At 56.4% G+C, this 15,062-nt stretch carries 16 protein-coding genes and 4 pseudogenes; 9 read left to right on the top strand and 11 right to left on the bottom strand.

Features of this window, described 5'->3' with window-relative positions; all coding sequences use genetic code 11:
- Positions 1 to 218 (top strand): hypothetical protein (locus OK142_RS24755; protein WP_498685695.1); only part of this gene is annotated, 218 nt, incomplete at its 5' end.
- 68 nt (positions 219 to 286) lie between these two features.
- Entirely contained in the window at positions 287 to 649 is a 363-nt protein-coding gene (locus OK142_RS24750; protein ID WP_498685694.1) for a hypothetical protein, read from the top strand.
- Positions 650 to 811: 162 nt separating this feature from the next.
- Here OK142_RS24750 and OK142_RS24745 read toward each other — a convergent pair whose 3' ends face one another.
- Positions 812 to 1,075 carry a WGR domain-containing protein gene (locus tag OK142_RS24745; protein WP_498685693.1) on the bottom strand — a complete coding sequence of 88 codons (264 nt, stop codon included), beginning with the start codon at positions 1,073 to 1,075 and terminating at the stop codon, positions 812 to 814.
- A 296-nt stretch (positions 1,076 to 1,371) separates the two neighbouring features.
- On the opposite strand from OK142_RS24745, the gene OK142_RS24740 reads away from it, so the two are divergent.
- Complete coding sequence (locus OK142_RS24740) at positions 1,372 to 1,632, top strand: antitoxin (RefSeq protein ID WP_498685692.1); 261 nt, start codon at positions 1,372 to 1,374, stop codon at positions 1,630 to 1,632.
- On the top strand, positions 1,629 to 2,033 hold the full coding sequence (locus tag OK142_RS24735) for a type II toxin-antitoxin system VapC family toxin (RefSeq protein WP_498685691.1): 405 nt from the start codon (positions 1,629 to 1,631) through the stop codon (positions 2,031 to 2,033). Before OK142_RS24740 ends, OK142_RS24735 begins: the two co-directional genes overlap by 4 nt.
- A 346-nt stretch (positions 2,034 to 2,379) precedes the next feature.
- Here the strand turns inward: OK142_RS24735 and OK142_RS24730 are convergent.
- The 3 genes from OK142_RS24730 to OK142_RS24720 all read right to left on the bottom strand — a co-directional run bounded on the left by OK142_RS24730 (position 2,380) and on the right by OK142_RS24720 (position 4,285).
- A protein-coding gene (locus OK142_RS24730; protein ID WP_156779260.1) for an IS5-like element ISKpn12 family transposase occupies positions 2,380 to 3,140 on the bottom strand; the annotation gives its coding sequence in 2 pieces (ribosomal slippage) (positions 2,380 to 2,816 and positions 2,816 to 3,140; 762 coding nt in all).
- A gap of 37 nt (positions 3,141 to 3,177) precedes the next feature.
- Positions 3,178 to 3,898, bottom strand: a protein-coding gene (locus tag OK142_RS24725; RefSeq protein ID WP_498685690.1) for an IS5 family transposase whose coding sequence is annotated in 2 segments (ribosomal slippage) — positions 3,178 to 3,759 and positions 3,761 to 3,898 — 720 coding nt in all. Because the reading frame shifts where the segments join, the coding sequence is not laid out codon by codon here.
- Between the two features lie 72 nt (positions 3,899 to 3,970).
- A complete protein-coding gene (locus tag OK142_RS24720; protein WP_498685689.1) occupies positions 3,971 to 4,285 on the bottom strand; it encodes a hypothetical protein in 315 nt (104 codons plus the stop codon).
- 1,001 nt (positions 4,286 to 5,286) lie between these two features.
- On the opposite strand from OK142_RS24720, the pseudogene OK142_RS24715 reads away from it, so the two are divergent.
- The 4 genes and pseudogenes from OK142_RS24715 to OK142_RS24700 form a co-directional block, all read left to right on the top strand.
- Positions 5,287 to 5,444 (top strand): annotated as a pseudogene (locus tag OK142_RS24715) (type II toxin-antitoxin system VapC family toxin); the annotation flags it as partial.
- Between the two features lie 41 nt (positions 5,445 to 5,485).
- Positions 5,486 to 6,129: pseudogene (locus OK142_RS24710) on the top strand (isocitrate lyase/PEP mutase family protein).
- Positions 6,130 to 6,413: 284 nt separating this feature from the next.
- Positions 6,414 to 6,662, top strand: coding sequence for a type II toxin-antitoxin system VapB family antitoxin (locus OK142_RS24705; RefSeq protein ID WP_006699336.1), 249 nt, complete (start codon positions 6,414 to 6,416; stop codon positions 6,660 to 6,662).
- Complete coding sequence (locus tag OK142_RS24700) at positions 6,659 to 7,072, top strand: PIN domain-containing protein (protein WP_498685688.1); 414 nt, start codon at positions 6,659 to 6,661, stop codon at positions 7,070 to 7,072. Before OK142_RS24705 ends, OK142_RS24700 begins: the two co-directional genes overlap by 4 nt.
- 15 nt (positions 7,073 to 7,087) lie before the next feature.
- On the opposite strand, the pseudogene OK142_RS24695 reads toward OK142_RS24700, so the two are convergent.
- The 4 genes and pseudogenes from OK142_RS24695 to repA all read right to left on the bottom strand — a co-directional run.
- Positions 7,088 to 7,860, bottom strand: a pseudogene (locus tag OK142_RS24695) (tyrosine-type recombinase/integrase); the annotation flags it as partial.
- A gap of 81 nt (positions 7,861 to 7,941) precedes the next feature.
- Entirely contained in the window at positions 7,942 to 9,156 is a 1,215-nt protein-coding gene (gene repC / locus OK142_RS24690) for a plasmid replication protein RepC (protein WP_498685687.1), read from the bottom strand.
- A 196-nt stretch (positions 9,157 to 9,352) separates the two neighbouring features.
- Positions 9,353 to 10,378, bottom strand: a complete 1,026-nt coding sequence (gene repB / locus OK142_RS24685) for a plasmid partitioning protein RepB (RefSeq protein ID WP_498685686.1) — start codon at positions 10,376 to 10,378, stop codon at positions 9,353 to 9,355.
- Complete coding sequence (gene repA, locus OK142_RS24680) at positions 10,375 to 11,658, bottom strand: plasmid partitioning protein RepA (protein WP_173616054.1); 1,284 nt, start codon at positions 11,656 to 11,658, stop codon at positions 10,375 to 10,377. The genes repB and repA overlap by 4 nt, the downstream gene beginning before the upstream one ends.
- A 1,267-nt stretch (positions 11,659 to 12,925) precedes the next feature.
- Between repA and OK142_RS24675 the strand changes: the two genes are divergently transcribed.
- A protein-coding gene (locus OK142_RS24675) for an IS5-like element ISKpn12 family transposase (protein WP_498685685.1) occupies positions 12,926 to 13,686 on the top strand; the annotation gives its coding sequence in 2 pieces (ribosomal slippage) (positions 12,926 to 13,250 and positions 13,250 to 13,686; 762 coding nt in all).
- 17 nt (positions 13,687 to 13,703) lie between these two features.
- Here the strand turns inward: OK142_RS24675 and OK142_RS24670 are convergent.
- The 3 genes and pseudogenes from OK142_RS24670 to OK142_RS24660 form a co-directional block, all read right to left on the bottom strand.
- A pseudogene (locus tag OK142_RS24670) lies at positions 13,704 to 14,168 on the bottom strand (integrase); the annotation flags it as partial.
- Between the two features lie 28 nt (positions 14,169 to 14,196).
- Complete coding sequence (locus OK142_RS24665; RefSeq protein ID WP_062653980.1) at positions 14,197 to 14,598, bottom strand: type II toxin-antitoxin system VapC family toxin; 402 nt, start codon at positions 14,596 to 14,598, stop codon at positions 14,197 to 14,199.
- Entirely contained in the window at positions 14,598 to 14,852 is a 255-nt protein-coding gene (locus OK142_RS24660; RefSeq protein WP_062653982.1) for a type II toxin-antitoxin system Phd/YefM family antitoxin, read from the bottom strand. The genes OK142_RS24665 and OK142_RS24660 overlap by 1 nt, the downstream gene beginning before the upstream one ends.
- Positions 14,853 to 15,062 lie beyond the last annotated feature (210 nt).

The following is a 15,062-nucleotide window of genomic DNA, read 5'->3' as shown; positions in this document are numbered from 1 at the left end:
CAATAACCAATGACATCAACCAGGCGAACGAAAGTCAATCCCGCGAGACTGTCCGCGATTTAGTGAAACGACTGTCCGGGATTTACCGGAATCGATGTCCCGTTAATCTGAAATCCGCAGGTGTCATCTCGGATCCTGCGCAGCCTGCTCATGTTCGCCACGATCTTCGATGCATCGCCGGTAAATTATCTCGATTTAAGTCAAATTATTTCCGGTAGTGACGCTAACGTTTCCGACTTGCGCGCCGGCAGGTTCTGGTAGTGATATCACAACCGGAGATCCAATCATGCCTAGGCCCCGAAATCCTGAAAACGAAATCGCCCGTGCCCACACCGAGAGCTGGCGAACCCGGCGTCGTGCCGCCGGTCGCCCTGAAGCGTCGATCATCGATCGTGCGATCGCGGCTTCCCTGGCGGTGTTCCTCACCGACGCTCTCGATGCCGATCCCGCTTGCCCGCAACCAAGCGCGCGCGCCGTCGTCGGTGGCGCTCAGAAGATTTTGGTGGCGGCCGGCTACGACAAGCAGGCATCGAATGCGGAGCTGCGACGGCGTCTCACCCGCAGAGCAGACTTGCATGCGCTTGCCGCTATCGCCAGGCCGGATCCCGTTAAAGACGATAGCAAGTCTGCTCTCCCCGTTACTGCATAAACGAGAATCGGAATTCTCGGATCGCATAGTGACGCAGACTGCCTATTACTACGCCGGTAAACCGATGGTGAGATGCGCTGTAACCATTCTGCAAAAACGTTACAACGCATCCACATCGGCCTATCCAGCAATGTCGACGGCTTTAGATCCGATGCTCTGATCTCATGTGTGGAAAGCTGCAACAGGCTCCGGTCCGTAGCCGCGGCGGCGTTTGCGGGCCAGCAGTGCGAGAAACGCGATAACCGCTTCCTGCTCGTTGCAGAAATGTTCGACGCAGCGTCGCTCGGTCCGTCCTGCCCTGCCCCATCGCCGCACGAGAATGATACCGCCCAGTAATGATGGCTCCACGGATAGCCCATAGTATCGCGACATGTTGCGCGTCGGGTCCCGACGGTGGACAAGCACGTTGTAAGGTTGGTAGATCATGCGCGCAGTCTGGACCTGGTGTCAGCCGGCGTCCAACGACAGTTCTGAATCGATTGCGACAGACCGATTCAAAATATTGATCGCTCCGCGTAGCATAAAAATGGCTATGGCCACTCCTTTGGTTGCTCGGGACGATTCCCGATGGCGCCCGAAGAAGGGGGCCGAGCCCCAGGCGTCACCGGAACAAAGCGAAGCGACCCCCCTGCGGTGGCGGACGAGATAGTACGGGAGGCTCGACTTGCTAAATCCATGGCAGCGACGTATATACGGATGCATATATACGAAGGAGTCGCGTTATGCCTCACATCGCCCGTGTTTTCCAGTCAGGTAACTCGCAAGCCGTGAGATTGCCCAAAGAGCTCCGTCTTGACGTGGATAGGGTCGAGATCACCCGTGAGGGAGACGCGTTGATCGTGAGGCCACACATCGATCGGAGCGTGGCGTGGGTGTCCCTGAAAAACGCGCTCGATCGGGGCGTGAGCGATGACCTCTTATCGGGCGGCCGTGATCAGCCGGCAGACCAGGACCGAAGCGAACTTGACGACCTCTTTCGATGATCAGATACATTCTAGATACGAATGCGGTGATTGCTCTCATCGGCAGAAAGTCCGACCGCCTTGTCCGACGGATCTTCGACAGCGAGCCCGGAAGCCTCGCCGTTTCATCCGTTGTCGCGCACGAACTTTATTACGGTGCTTACAAGAGCAGCCGTGTCGAGCACAATCTCGAAACTTTGCGGCTGCTCCTTGCCGACTTCGCGGTTCTGGACATCGACCAGAATGACGCGGTGGTCAGCGGCGCGATCCGTGCTTCGCTCGCCATGAGAGGAGCTCCAATCGGCCCCTACGACGTCCTGATCGCAGGTCAGGCCAAGGCGCGCAATCTCGTGCTCGTCACGAACAACTCCAAGGAATTCGAACGTGTCGATGGACTAACTATCGAAGACTGGACGAAATAGTACATCGAATGCCAGCCTACCGGGCTCTGAACAATACTCTCCGCGACCAAAATCAGTGTCGTCGCGGCATTTTCCTCAAATTGGCGATCAATCTCGGCCCGGTACATGATTTCGCTTAGAGCTAATCGTCGAGTTCGTCGGCAAGTTTAACCCTGCCTCGAAACGCTCCTGGCTTACGAGTAATCCCAGCAAGTGTGGCGTGTTCCGCACCGAACAATTCGGCCTGCTTTGCAGGATGTGAGATTAGCTGATAGGATTCGGGCCAACAATCAGGCGCATGTAGTCATCGTAGCGCATCAGCTTGAAGCTCAGCGCCTCGCCACTGGTTAGGGTCAGGACTCATTGCTCATAGCCAGAAGATAACGGTCGCAGCGAGAGCGATGGCGGAGAGAAAGACCATTGGGCACCGGTCGTAACGCGTAGCGACACGCCGCCAGTCTTTGAGACGCCCGAACATGATCTCGATCCGGTTGCGCCGTTTGTAGCGGCGTTTGTCGTATTTGATGGTCTTCTTGCGGGATTTTCGACCTGGAATGCAGGGAGTGATCCCCTTCGCCTGTAAAGCGTCACGATACCAGTCGGCATCATAGCCACGGTCGGCCAGCAACCATTTGGCCTTGGGAAGTTCATCAAGCAAGGCGGCAGCACCGGTGTAATCGCTGACCTGGCCTGCCGTTATGAAGAAGCTGATCGGGCGACCACTCGCATCCGTTACGGCATGAAGCTTGGTGTTCATGCCGCCTTTCGTGCGTCCAATCAGGCGGCCCGCGCCCCCTTTTTTACCCGCAAGCTGGAAGCCGTGCGGTGGGCCTTGAGATAGGTCGCATCGATCATGATGGTCTTGTGCTCTGCGGCTTCAGGCACGGCCAGACCTTCCATCATCTGGATAAATACGCCCTTGTCGCCCCAGCGTTTCCAGCGGTTATAAAGCGTCTTCGCCGGGCCATATTCCTTCGGCGCATCACGCCAACGCAGCCCGTTGCGGTTGACGAAGATGATGCCGCTCAGAACGCGTCGATCATCAACACGCTGGCGGCCATGGCTCTTGGGGAAATAGGGCTGAAGACGAGCCATTTGCTCGTCCGTCAGCCAAAACAAATTACTCATCAGTCGGGCTCCTATACGCCCATCTGAATCACAGCCGTCAGTTCAAATCAATGGGTCCTGACCCTAGCTTGTCATAGCGCGTCGCAATCCGTCGGTAGCATTTCAGTTTGCTGAAGAAGCGCTCGATGAGGTTCCTCTTTTTGTACAGCCAAGGGCTGAAGACGAGCGATATCTTCCGGTTGGATTTGGGCGGAATGTTTGCCCAAGACCGCTTTGTTTTCACCTTTGCGCGGAGCCAATCGGCGTCGTAGGCTTTGTCTGCCAGAAGCATGGCACCTACGGGAAGACTATCGAGTAATTCGTCCGCCGCGGTCAGATCATGGGCATTACCAGGGGTGATGGTGATCTTGATCGGCAGCCCGTTTCCATCAGTCACGGCATGGATTTTGGTGGTAAGTCCACCACGACTTCGGCCAAGGCAGCGATCCTGATGGTCAGCCCTGAGCGTTGCCGCTAAATGATGCACGCGAACCGAGGTGCCATCGATCATCGTGACGCCGTCATCAGACGGGCGCGTGATTGCCTCCATCAGCCTGTCCCAGATTCCAGCAATGGTCCAACGCCTGAATCGATTATAGCACGTTGTGTACGGGCCATATCTTTCTGGTAAATCACGCCAATGGGACACCTGATCGTAGAACCCAGAAAATGCCGTTGAGCACCCGTCGGTCATCGACGCGAGGCACGCCTCGCGGCTTGTTAGGCAGGAGTGGCGAAATCATGCGCCATTCAAAGTTGGTCAGATCATAATGGCTCATCCCCGAATTTGAATCAGGTGATACGACTACAGGAAAGGCACGAAACTGAAGTGGGAGAGCCGATCTAGTCCATCAACTTGGGAAAAAAGACCAATCCTCGGCCATGAATTCGAGCGTTTCATCGCGGAAATAATATAGAAAATGTCGAGTACTGGCGGTGTCTTCTCCGATCTTTTCCCAAGACACGGCATCGCGGTCGGGGTCAGGACCGATCAATTCATAGAACTCGCCCCAACGAGGAGCAACACCGCTGTAGCGGCCATGGCCGTCTGTCTTATACCATTCATGATCGTTGGTGCTGTCCCAGCGCCAGCGGCTGCAACCAGCAAATCTCAAAGTGCCCCACGTCTCTTCAAATTTCGAACTGGGCTTCGAAAACGGGGCCAAAGCCCCCTGCGAATACCCTTCTGCTTTTTGTCGTCCACGACCCTGTACGAGCGGAAGCGGACGTTGGCGGCGGAGGCCTCAACTGAAACCTGCGGCTCTGGGGCATTTGGATCGGCCACCCAACCCTGGCCGAGTTGCAATTTGACAAACTTTAACATGCATTACGATTAGCCAACTTGCACAGCCTACACCACTCAATTTATGAGTTCACGGCCAAAATACGGGGATGCTTGTTGCCAATGCAACGAGCCCCGCCCCTCTCCTCCTCCGCAAAAAGCGGCTTTGCTATATCGCGAGTTCCGACGCTTGCCTTGAAATTTAATTTAGCTCTGATCTTGTCCGGGAATAGGTCCGAGTAGCAACGTTGAAAGCAACCAGCCTTCCCTGGCGGACCGTCCGCAACCCCCAGAGCCAGCACCCTAGTGTAAAGCGCAGTGCCGAAGTCCCGCGCGGTCACCAACCAGTTCAACCCGGATGGTGGAAACCTTGTCAGCTGACAAGGTTTACGACGTTAGTAGTGTCCGTGGTGCACCGTCAGAGAACCGAGCGGCTGCAAATTTTTTTGCACTTCATCAGTAGAATGCGCTGCCAGCTGACAAGGTTTCGCAGTGGCAGTCTGCTCCAGGCTTGTCGAAGTACCATTTTTTCACGGACCGGTGCACCGCGGATTAGATTGGAACCCTGTCAGCTGACAAGGTTCTGCGGCGGTAGTCAGGTCCCGGGTACACCATCAGAAAACTGAGCGACCGCGAATATCGCATTACTTCGGTGGCAAAGACCTTGTCAGCTGACAAGGTTTTCGTGTCCGACCTAAGAGGATATCACCCCGACTATCCTAACGGAGTGCTTCGGGGCCTACTTCAACAGCCTTGCCGTGAATGGGGTCGCTGGCGCGGCTTCCTAGATCCCAAAGGCGTCGAGCAAAGAATCACAGCAGTAGCGCCTCGGGCGCCGGCAGGGCAAGGAATGCTTATAATAGCGAGGGCGGTTGGTGTGGTCGCTTTGATATCCAAAAGATCAGACCGGATCAGCGTGCAGATCGTCTCGAAGAAGGACTTGTGAGGTGGCGTCGCTGATTCTCCAACAAAATGTTTGCCTTCATGGAAGAAGCGGCATTGGCCAATGGCAATATCATGTTGGAGAAGCTGCGCGGCAGGGCTGTTTCTCTACAATGTCTGGGATGCCGGAAGTGCCATTGCCGTGGCGCGCGCTGGTTCAAAAGCGGTTGCGACCAGCAGCTGGTCCGTTGCTGCTGCCCAAGGTTAAGCAGATGGCCAACAGCTTCTCTTTGAGGAGATGCTTGCAGTTGCAATGAGAATCGCAAAACCGGTGAAGCTAACTGTCACCGTCGATTTTGAGGGTGGGTATGCTGCCGACCCTGAAACTGGCGGGCAGAATGTCCGAAGGCTACTAGAACTCGGCATTGTCGGCTCCAATTTTGAGGACCAGATCGTGGATGGCCTCGGCCTCTATGGCGTTCAGGATCAAGCTGCTTGGATACCCGCGGCTCGCCATTCAGCCGATTCTACCGCTGTTCCAACCTTCATCAATACTCGGACAGGCGTCTTCCTAACAACCGAGCCGGCGCTGACTGCTTTCTCGTTCCTGGATTGACAGATGATGCGTTGATCCACCGAGTCTGTGACGTAGCAACAATGCCTGTTGATGTAATGACAACTAGCAGCCAGGACGTCCATAGGTTAAGAGAGTTCGGCGTGGCCCGCATCAGTTTAGGACCGGCACGATATATCGCTCTCATCTCTGCCCTTGAAGAAGAAGCGAACGCTCTTCTGTTTCGGAAATTAGATTATCCCCTTGGCCGTTTAGTGCTCAGCAGCCACTGAGTCCATCTGCACCTCATGGACCTGCGACCCTCGAGATCCGAGGTCGAACGACGGTCTGGTTAAAACCAGCGTGAAATGCGTTTTGGTGGCCGTCTACGGCGAAATTGCTTAGCGTATGGCGTCCGGGGGAGGGTACGTGGTGGTCTCCACGCGGGCGGCCGTGCATGATGGACGAAAACACAGGCCGCCAAATCAGAAACACCGGATAGCCATCAAAATGGCAGATGCCATCTTGATGGCTATGTCGTTCCAAGTTAAATTTGATCCAGAGGAAGGAGCACTTAATGGTAACCCCGCAACTATCTGTCCGCAGTTCCAAAGCGCGCGACCTTGCCCATAAGCTCGCCCGCCGAGAAAATCGCACGATTGCCGAAATCGTCGAGCGCGCGCTCGAATCCTATGAGGCTCGAGAGGCGGGACGTGAACCCGCTGCGAAATTCTATAGCCGTCTTTCATCCCAGTCGGGTACGGATATCGATTTCGACAGTATCATCAATGAAAACAGACGCGCTCACAAAGGCGTAGAGCTTTGATTTTTCTGGACACGAATGTGATGTCTGAGACTTTTAAGAAAGCGCCCGATTCTGCGGTCATAGCATGGCTGGTTCGCCACAATGCCGAATTGGCATTGCCCACGGTTGCAGTTGCTGAGATCGCTTTTGGTATTCGAAAGATCAGGCCGGATCAGCGAGCAGATCGCTTGGAAGAGGGACTTGTGAGCTGGCGTCGCCGGTTCTCGGACAAGATGTTTGCCTTCACGGAAGAAGCAGCATTGGCCTATGGCGATATCATGGGAGACGCTGCGCGGCAGAGGACGAGGATGTCGGCTCCGGACGGCATGATCGCGGCGATAGCGCGGATCAATGGTGGCCGGTTGGCGACCAGAAACCTCAAAGATTTCGAAACAACAGGACCTGAACTGATCTCGCCTTGGCAATTCTAACAGTGATAGCGGATCCTACAACAATTGGGCCGCACGCCCGCTTCGCTTTGTCGCGTTGTTGCAGTAGCTGGACGCCTGTTGCACTGATCGATGGCGCGACTGTATCCATCGCCTCAGGCAGCGGAATGCCGCGATCGGCGGCCTCCGTCAAATACCCTCACCGCAAACCGTGCGCAGAAAACTCCCCGGGATCCAACCCGCCATTTCCGCTCGATGTTAAGGATCGCGTTGATCGACTGCGGATCGAGCGCCCGGCGCGAGACCGCTCCCCACCTTCCGATGCCCCGAAACACGCTTCCCATGTCGATCCTGGCGGCCGTCAGCCCGGCATTCAATGCCTCGACATGCCGGCCTGTGAGATAGACGACTTCGTCATCCCCTCCGGTCGTCGTTTTGGTCCGCCCAAGATGAATTGCCAAAGAGGGTAGGGGAGGGCTGTCAGGCACCTCGATCGGTGTTTCCTCGGTCAGTTGCTCCAGGCGGAGGCCTGCGATCTCGCTGCGCCGGCGACAACCTGACGCAAAGGCGATCATCAAAATCGCTCTGTCCCCGATGTCAAGCAAGCTGTCACTTGCGCACGTGGCGAGCAGCATTTGCAGGATGTCCCCCGTGACCGTTTTTGCGCTTTCTCGACGACGCTTTCGTGGAAAGGCGCGGACCGCGAGCCGGATCGCCTGTTTGAGGGCACGGGAGGAGAAGGCTCCGGATAAGCCGCGCCACTGGGTCATGGTCGATCAATCCGCAAGCCAACGTCGCCCCGTATCGGGGGCACGGTAACCTGCGCTCCGCCTAGAATTCACGGTCCGTTTGGCTTCAGCTTGCCTGGAGGAATAATCTTTGTTCCCACCCGCACTAATGTTGCCTCAACATTACCCAGTGGCTTTGACGTTGTGGCCCCCGGCACGCAGCAGAGCCATTAGGACCGGACCAAGTGAAAATTCGCCTCGCTTAGCCTTGCTTGTCAAATCTCTAAGATATCCGCCCGGTGAATTAATGTGACCACCGCGCTCCAAAATGCAGGCAATCGTCACCGCCGCGTTCTCTGGGCCCATTGCCTCGCAGGCTTCCTGATATGCAGACGGGCTGACCCCAAGCATGGATCTGACGACCACTGCGGCTGTCATGAGTTCACGCCAGTTCCGAATTTGACCATCGGGCCCATAGTTTGAAATTTCGGGGCAGGCCCGCAGCACAAGTCCGATCGGGAAAGCCTTGATCGGCACATGCGGGGGCTGCCTGTCCTCACTCGGCTTCGCTCCCTGCTCCTCTCGAGAGCTAGGTTCAAGTTCATTAGGAGGGTTGGTATTTGAATTCTGTATGTGGCGCTCAATATGAGCATCATTGGCGTTCATTCTTGACGAAAAGTCTTCGGAATTCAGGAGTTTGACGATATCCTCGCGTAGACTGCTCATCCTGAGACCGAGGTCCTTGAGTTCAGCCAAGGTGGGATTGCGCGGAATTTCTCCCGCGATCGCGATATAGCGCTTCTCTATTTCGTCCCAATTGCCTGCTGCCCCTTCTTCAACAGCTGCAGTGATCAGCTTGTGGATATCGCGCCGGCAGATCGTCAGATTTTCCTTTGCCTGTCTAAAGGCGATCCGATCGGCAGCAACCTGCTGGGCGAGGCACGCAAGCTCCTCGGCCCGCATAAGAAGAGGTGATATGTCGAATCCGTACGCATGCTCGATCGAGCCATCGTCGCCTTTTCTCGCGTAGCGTTTGCCGTTGGCGCTATCCTTGCGGATAATCAAGCCGGCATCAACGAGGGCCGCAAGATGCCGACGCAAGGTCGCGCCTGCAATGCCATGGGCACGAATCGACAGCTGAATGTTCGACGGAAAGACGACGAGCTGCGCATCTTGGCGCAGTTCGTTCTCCGGATAGAAGCTCAAAAGCGCATCGAGAACCGCGAGGCTGCGATCCTGCAGACCAAGCACCTCCCGAGCTTCAGATGCGTCGCGAAAAACCTTCCACTTGTTTGCCGATTTACCTTCCTTGATCTTGCTCGTGGCAATTTGCCGCCTCACAAGCGCAAGGGTAACCTGTCGCCGCCCAAAGGGCGTCGTTACTTGTCCACCTTCCATGTCCTCGCCTCTCAAAAGGCAAAAGAACAACGCTCACCAAAACGGTGCCAAAGACTCTTGACTAGGATTCATGGAAATGCGATTCTCAAGCTCTCACACAACGAGAAGGGCTTCCATGACGGCAACGTTTCGGGGGCCTTTTTCTTTTGCGCGCTTTCCTTCCTGGATTCGCGTCGAAATCCGCTTGCGGCTTCGATCAGTTCTTAGACTTCTCACGACTGAAGCGCTCAGCCAGCGTCGGCAATTCCGATTCGATAAAGCTCAGGAATTCCTTCGCTGACGCTGTGTGCGCTGAAATACGAACCTCGTTCGCGGTACGAACAAGCGTGCCCAGTTGCTCGCCTGCGGGTCCAGCAATGGACTTGCCAGTGTCCTTCAGGGGGGCCTTAGGTTTGAGGGCATTGAATGCTGCAAGAAACTTCTGGTCCGATCCCAGGCGCTTTTCGGCGCTGGCGGATAAAACCTTGCTCAATGCATCGTGGAGATCCGGCCTTTCAGAATAGTTCTTTGCAAAGTCGGCCCATCTCGGACGACCGACCTTACCCGCCCGCCCGATTGCTTCGATGATTACGATCGGGACGACACGGTAAACAGACCGCATGCGAGCGAGTTCGGGGTCATCGATAGACAGCGCAGCCTTGATATCCCGAGGCTTTACACCAGCATTATCCATGCGGCGGGCGAAGAGGGCGCGCTCGATCCAGGTCAGATCCTGGCGATCAGCATTTTCAATACCCTGTGCGATAACAAGTTCGATGTCGGAAATTTCGACCTCGATCGCCTTGACCGGAATTCCGAGGTCTCTGGCTGCCTGGAGCCGGCGGTGGCCGTAGATCACCTGATAGCGGTCAGGGGATGACGGTGATTTGCGGACCTGTATGGGAACCTTCTGGCCTTCGGACCGTATCGAGTTCCGGAACGCCTCGAAATCGGACGCATCATCGTCAGGAAGACGATCAGGAAAGGGCGAGGGGTCGATACTTAAGGGATCGAGTTCGCGGATCGTGCCTCCGCCGGCTTCGACCAGCGCCTTCAGACGGTCGCGTTCAGATTTGATGTCATCAATCGCCCGATGCGCCGCACCGATTACGCCTGCGCCCACTCGCGCAGTTGGCACGGGCTGGGGAGCGGGGGCCGGGTTCTCGGTCGAGAGCCGGTTTTCCAACTCGGCAGAAAGCAAACCGAAGTTTGCCACAATCGATTTGCGCGACTTGCTCGTCATGTACGCCCCCAACTTGTGTTGATGAGTTTCACGATCGCTTCGTTCACGGCGTCAACCGCCTCGCGAGCACGTTTATGCGTGTCACGACCGATTTGGCCCATTTCCAGTTCATAGATGGAGCGCTTCGCAAGCCCCGCTGCTTCCACAGCCGTGCTCTCGATCAAGGTCGGCAGGAGGACATCCGTGCCAAACAGATGACGCATCATCGCGACTACCTGCGACTGCGGTGCGTCGTTCGGATCGTGGCGGGTAACCAGATAGCGAATGAAATCCTGATCGAGTTGTGCGCCGCTTTCGTTCAGCACGCTGATCAGGTCTCCCATCATCAACAGGAACTGGCTCATGGAAGCCACGTCAAGCATTGCCGGATGGACGGTGATGATCATGCTGGTGGCGGCGTAAATCGCGCTGAGGGTGAGGAACCCCAGGGAAGGAGGGGTATCGAGAATCACGACGTCGTAGTCCTGATCCACCTCGGCCAATGCCAGTTTCAAGCGTTCAAAGAAAATTGCCCCTGAGCCGGATTTCTGCGCCAGAACCCTGGGCGTCTCGTGCTCATATTCCATGACCTCGAGGTTGCCCGGTATCAGGTCGATGCCGTCGAAATATGTTTTGCGAATGATGTCGCGGATCGGCCGACGCTCTGCATCGTCATAGCGCAACGCCGCATAGATGGTCTCATTGGCGCCTACGTCAAATTCAGGCTGGGCGCCGAAGAGTGCGGAAAGTGACGCCTGCGGATCGAGATCCAGTGCGAGGACACGATAGCCCTGCAAGGCGAGATAGTGCGCGAGGTGGACGCAGGTCGTGGTCTTGGCACTGCCGCCCTTGAAGTTGGCGATTGCCACCACTTGAAGGTGTTCACCCTCGCGGCGCCGGGGCAAAAATCTCAATGCATCGGCAGGCTTCTGGCTTGCGAAAAGCTCCCGCAATTCGTTGATCTGGGCCAGGGTGTAGACGCGATGATTGTTTTCCAGCCGTCCGGGAACAGGACCGCGCCCCTCACTCGAAAGAAGTTTCAGGGTTGAATCAGGAATGGACGTCAGTTTGGATACTTCGTTGGTCAGGAAGGGGCGCAGGCTTTTCTCTGACTTAGGCGGATACATGCGTGTTCGCAGTTCCTGCAATTGGTGCGACAAAAGGCTTGCGTGACGTGCTATCTTGCCGCCCGCATCTTCCTTCTGCAAAATCGCCGCTTCGATCTTATTCGCTATCGCCATATCGTCCCCTTGGCGGGCAAAGTTCGGTTTGCCGACTAAATCCCGCCAAAGATACAACATGATTCTCGCGCTACGTCCAGAGATAAGGGTTGATCGACCCTCAATGGGATCATCTGCCGTTGAGGCCGTGACGCTGAAACGGCTACAACCTGTCGCGTAAATTGCTAGTCGCCGCGGCCTGTCTAAAAACGCGTTGCGGTCATCTATCCGAACTTATGTTTTCACTATTGCCTGCATTGCCTCGGCCGCCCAATACATGAGATCATGATTCCAGGGCGTGACAGACTATTGCACGATCTGGCCGAGATGGCGCTTCCTGACGAGAGCCCGCGAAACCGGCAGAGCGACCACCGAAGATACGTCTCGTCCGCGAACGCCCTTGGCGACGCTACTACTTATCAAAAACGGCAGCATCAAAAACGACAGCTTTCGCACGGCTCTCGGCCCTGATGCCGGGGTGCCGGGGACGAATGCTCTCCATATCCTCGTGTCGCCACCGTCTGAGCCGTTGACGGAAAGTCGGCTCTCGAACTCCGTCGTCGCAAGCCCGATCGCCATCATCATGAGTTCCCTTGCATTCGTCGGTCAGCTCTGTCGGGGATTGTCTCGCGGACGGTTAGCGACGCGTTTAGTTTTTTAAAATTCGTGCACTGGACGCAACCGGGCCCGCGGCGGATCGTTTTCTGCAATGGACGACGAACAAGAGCATCAGCCCAACAACCGGGTTTTGGAAACGGTCTCGTTTCCGTTTGACCGCATGACCGTCGCACGGTTCCGAGAGACTTTTCCAAGGCGCGGTGGAGCGACCGCCTGAAGGCGTGGACGGTTCCCGGCAGCACGGCGCGGCGCCGGATTGACCGGTGGCTGGCGTCGGAAGCCGACCGCAAGGCTCCCTTCGAAGAGGAGAGGGGACGCGACCTCTTCGAGTTTGAGCCTATACTGAGCCCATACCTGGAGGTCCACGACGGCGGTTTGCGCGTCCGAACGCCCTATTCCCGTGAGGTCGTTGACGAACTTCGACAGATTTCCTTCGCCCGCTGGAACGGTGAAGCCAAAGCTTGGGAAGTGCCCTTTGCATTCTATGGAGAACTACAGAGCCGATGGGAAGCTATTGAAGATGCTGCAAAACGGGCCGAACCAGAGGAAAGACGTAAGAGAGCCCAAGCCAGAAGAGGCACGGAGGAAGAAGCCAGGACAAAGCGGCGCGCGACGGAACGCAGGAAGAAAAGGCTTCCCGTTGCAAGTGACGAAATGCCGCCCCTAGGGTCAGGACCCATTGATTTGAACTGACAGCTGTGATTCAGATGGGCGTATAGGAGCCCGACTGATGAGTAATTTGTTTTGGCTGACGGACGAGCAAATGGCTCGTCTTCAGCCCTATTTCCCCAAGAGCCATGGCCGCCAGCGCGTTGATGATCGACGCGTTCTGAGCGGCATCATCTTCGTCAACCGCAACGGGCTGCGTTGGCGTGATGCGCCGAAGGAATATGGCCCGGCGAAGACGCTTTATAACCGCTGGAAACGCTGGGGCGACAAGGGCGTATTTATCCAGATGATGGAAGGTCTGGCCGTGCCTGAAGCCGCAGAGCACAAGACCATCTTGATCGATGCGACCTATCTCAAGGCCCACCGCACGGCTTCCAGCTTGCGGGTAAAAAAGGGGGCGCGGGCCGCCTGATTGGACGCACGAAAGGCGGCATGAACACCAAGTTTCATGCCGTAACGGATGCGAGTGGTCGCCCGATCAGCTTCTTCATAACGGCAGGCCAGGTCAGCGATTACACCGGTGCTGCCGCCTTGCTTGATGAACTTCCCAAGGCCAAATGGTTGCTGGCCGACCGTGGCTATGATGCCGACTGGTATCGTGACGCTTTACAGGCGAAGGGGATCACTCCCTGCATTCCAGGTCGAAAATCCCGCAAGAAGACCATCAAATACGACAAACGCCGCTACAAACGGCGCAACCGGATCGAGATCATGTTCGGGCGTCTCAAAGACTGGCGGCGTGTCGCTACGCGTTACGACCGGTGCCCAATGGCCTTTCTCTCCGCCATCGCTCTCGCTGCGACCGTTATCTTCTGGCTATGAGCAATGAGTCCTGACCCTAGCATGGCGATGATGTCGGTCGCCATGACCGCTTCCTTTTGGACCGGCGGGCGGGCATGGCTGTTTCGAATCCCGGCCATAACAATGGCGATATGCCGGTCCTTGCGATCGAGGCTCAGGCCGCGTTGCGCATAATTCCACGAAATCGACGAGAGGCGGCGCTCAATCGTCGAAACGGAATTTGCCTTTGCTCCGCGGTCAACGGATCCCGAGGCGCAGGCTGTGATGTAGAGGCCGACGGTCGCCGGATGTGGGGGGAGGGGGGAAAGACTGGAGCGACGGCACCAGGCAGAAAAGTGCTTCCAGTCGGATGCGTAGGCTTTTCTAGTGTTGATCGAGCTGGCTGCCTCGACGTAGCTTCGAGCGCGATCGGTGAGGTCTTGCAGGTGACCCGACAGGCTGGACCCCGGTTGTGGGGCAGGGGAGGGGATTTCCGCTCTGGAAATGGAAGGCTCGTCCGCCATAGCTTGCCCACCGAGAATGTCGCTCATCTCACACTTCCCATGGATTGATGACGGCTGCGCCTGTGTCCTCAAAGTCCTTGACGTTGCGAGTGACGAGGATCAGATCATGGACAATTGCAGTGGCTGCGATCAGCCCGTCGATGTCGCCGCGCGGACGGATCGCGGCGATGCGGCCCCATTCGACTGCGATCTCGTCGGTCACCGTGAGGATGCGGTCAGCATGATCGTGGCGCAGCTTGCGCAGCCATTCGGCAAGATGTGCCGCAGCCTTGGGATCTGTTTTTTGTTTCAAGGCAATACCGCGCATGATCTCACCAAGCGTCAGCGCACTCAAATGGACGCTGAGAGGATCGACCGAGCGCAGCCACGACACTGCCTGTGGAGTGCCCCGCCTTGCCTCCGAGACAATATTCGTATCCACCAGATACATCAGAAGGACACGTCGCGGCTTGAGACTTTGGCCCGTGCGTCGACCGTGTCGGTGAAGGCGTCATCCCAAGGCGGACCGGCAAGCAGATCATCGACCAAAGTCGGTCGTCCTGCGCGCAAAGCGTCATAGTCTTTTGCGGACAAGACAACGGCTGTGCGTTCGCCACGCACGGTTATCTCTTGCGGGCCTTCAAAGCGGGCTTTTTGCACTACTTTCGAAAATTGGTTTTTAGCGTCCTGCAGCTGCCAATCCATGAATCTGCTCCGATCTAGCTAGGCTGTCTAGCCACATTAGCACCATTCTCGATTATCTGAAAGCGGTGAATTGCGCGTATAGAAGTAGAATGGGCGTGTCGCAAATTCTTTTGGTTAACTAGCTGTTGACTACGACCGTAGAAATTCCGCTCCCGATGTAGTGGAGCGTAGCCATGATTCTGAATGCCATTGCCGAAAAGCTGAAGCGCC

Origin of the sequence: Agrobacterium sp. BT-220-3 (assembly GCF_025910175.1) — a bacterium.
GTDB lineage: Bacteria > Pseudomonadota > Alphaproteobacteria > Rhizobiales > Rhizobiaceae > Agrobacterium > Agrobacterium oryzihabitans.
Note: the sequence above shows the minus strand (reverse complement) of the source record. Positions and strands in the feature narration are given on the sequence as shown.

Coding starts and splice junctions, on each gene's coding strand:
- OK142_RS24750 (WP_498685694.1), top strand. CDS start 287: ATGCCTAGGCCCCGAAATCCTGAAAACGAAATCGCCCGTGCCCACACC.
- OK142_RS24745 (WP_498685693.1), bottom strand. CDS start 1,075: ATGATCTACCAACCTTACAACGTGCTTGTCCACCGTCGGGACCCGACG.
- OK142_RS24740 (WP_498685692.1), top strand. CDS start 1,372: ATGCCTCACATCGCCCGTGTTTTCCAGTCAGGTAACTCGCAAGCCGTG.
- OK142_RS24735 (WP_498685691.1), top strand. CDS start 1,629: ATGATCAGATACATTCTAGATACGAATGCGGTGATTGCTCTCATCGGC.
- OK142_RS24705 (WP_006699336.1), top strand. CDS start 6,414: ATGGTAACCCCGCAACTATCTGTCCGCAGTTCCAAAGCGCGCGACCTT.
- repC (WP_498685687.1), bottom strand. CDS start 9,156: ATGGAAGGTGGACAAGTAACGACGCCCTTTGGGCGGCGACAGGTTACC.
- repB (WP_498685686.1), bottom strand. CDS start 10,378: ATGACGAGCAAGTCGCGCAAATCGATTGTGGCAAACTTCGGTTTGCTT.
- repA (WP_173616054.1), bottom strand. CDS start 11,658: ATGTTGTATCTTTGGCGGGATTTAGTCGGCAAACCGAACTTTGCCCGC.
- OK142_RS24665 (WP_062653980.1), bottom strand. CDS start 14,598: ATGTATCTGGTGGATACGAATATTGTCTCGGAGGCAAGGCGGGGCACT.
- OK142_RS24660 (WP_062653982.1), bottom strand. CDS start 14,852: ATGGATTGGCAGCTGCAGGACGCTAAAAACCAATTTTCGAAAGTAGTG.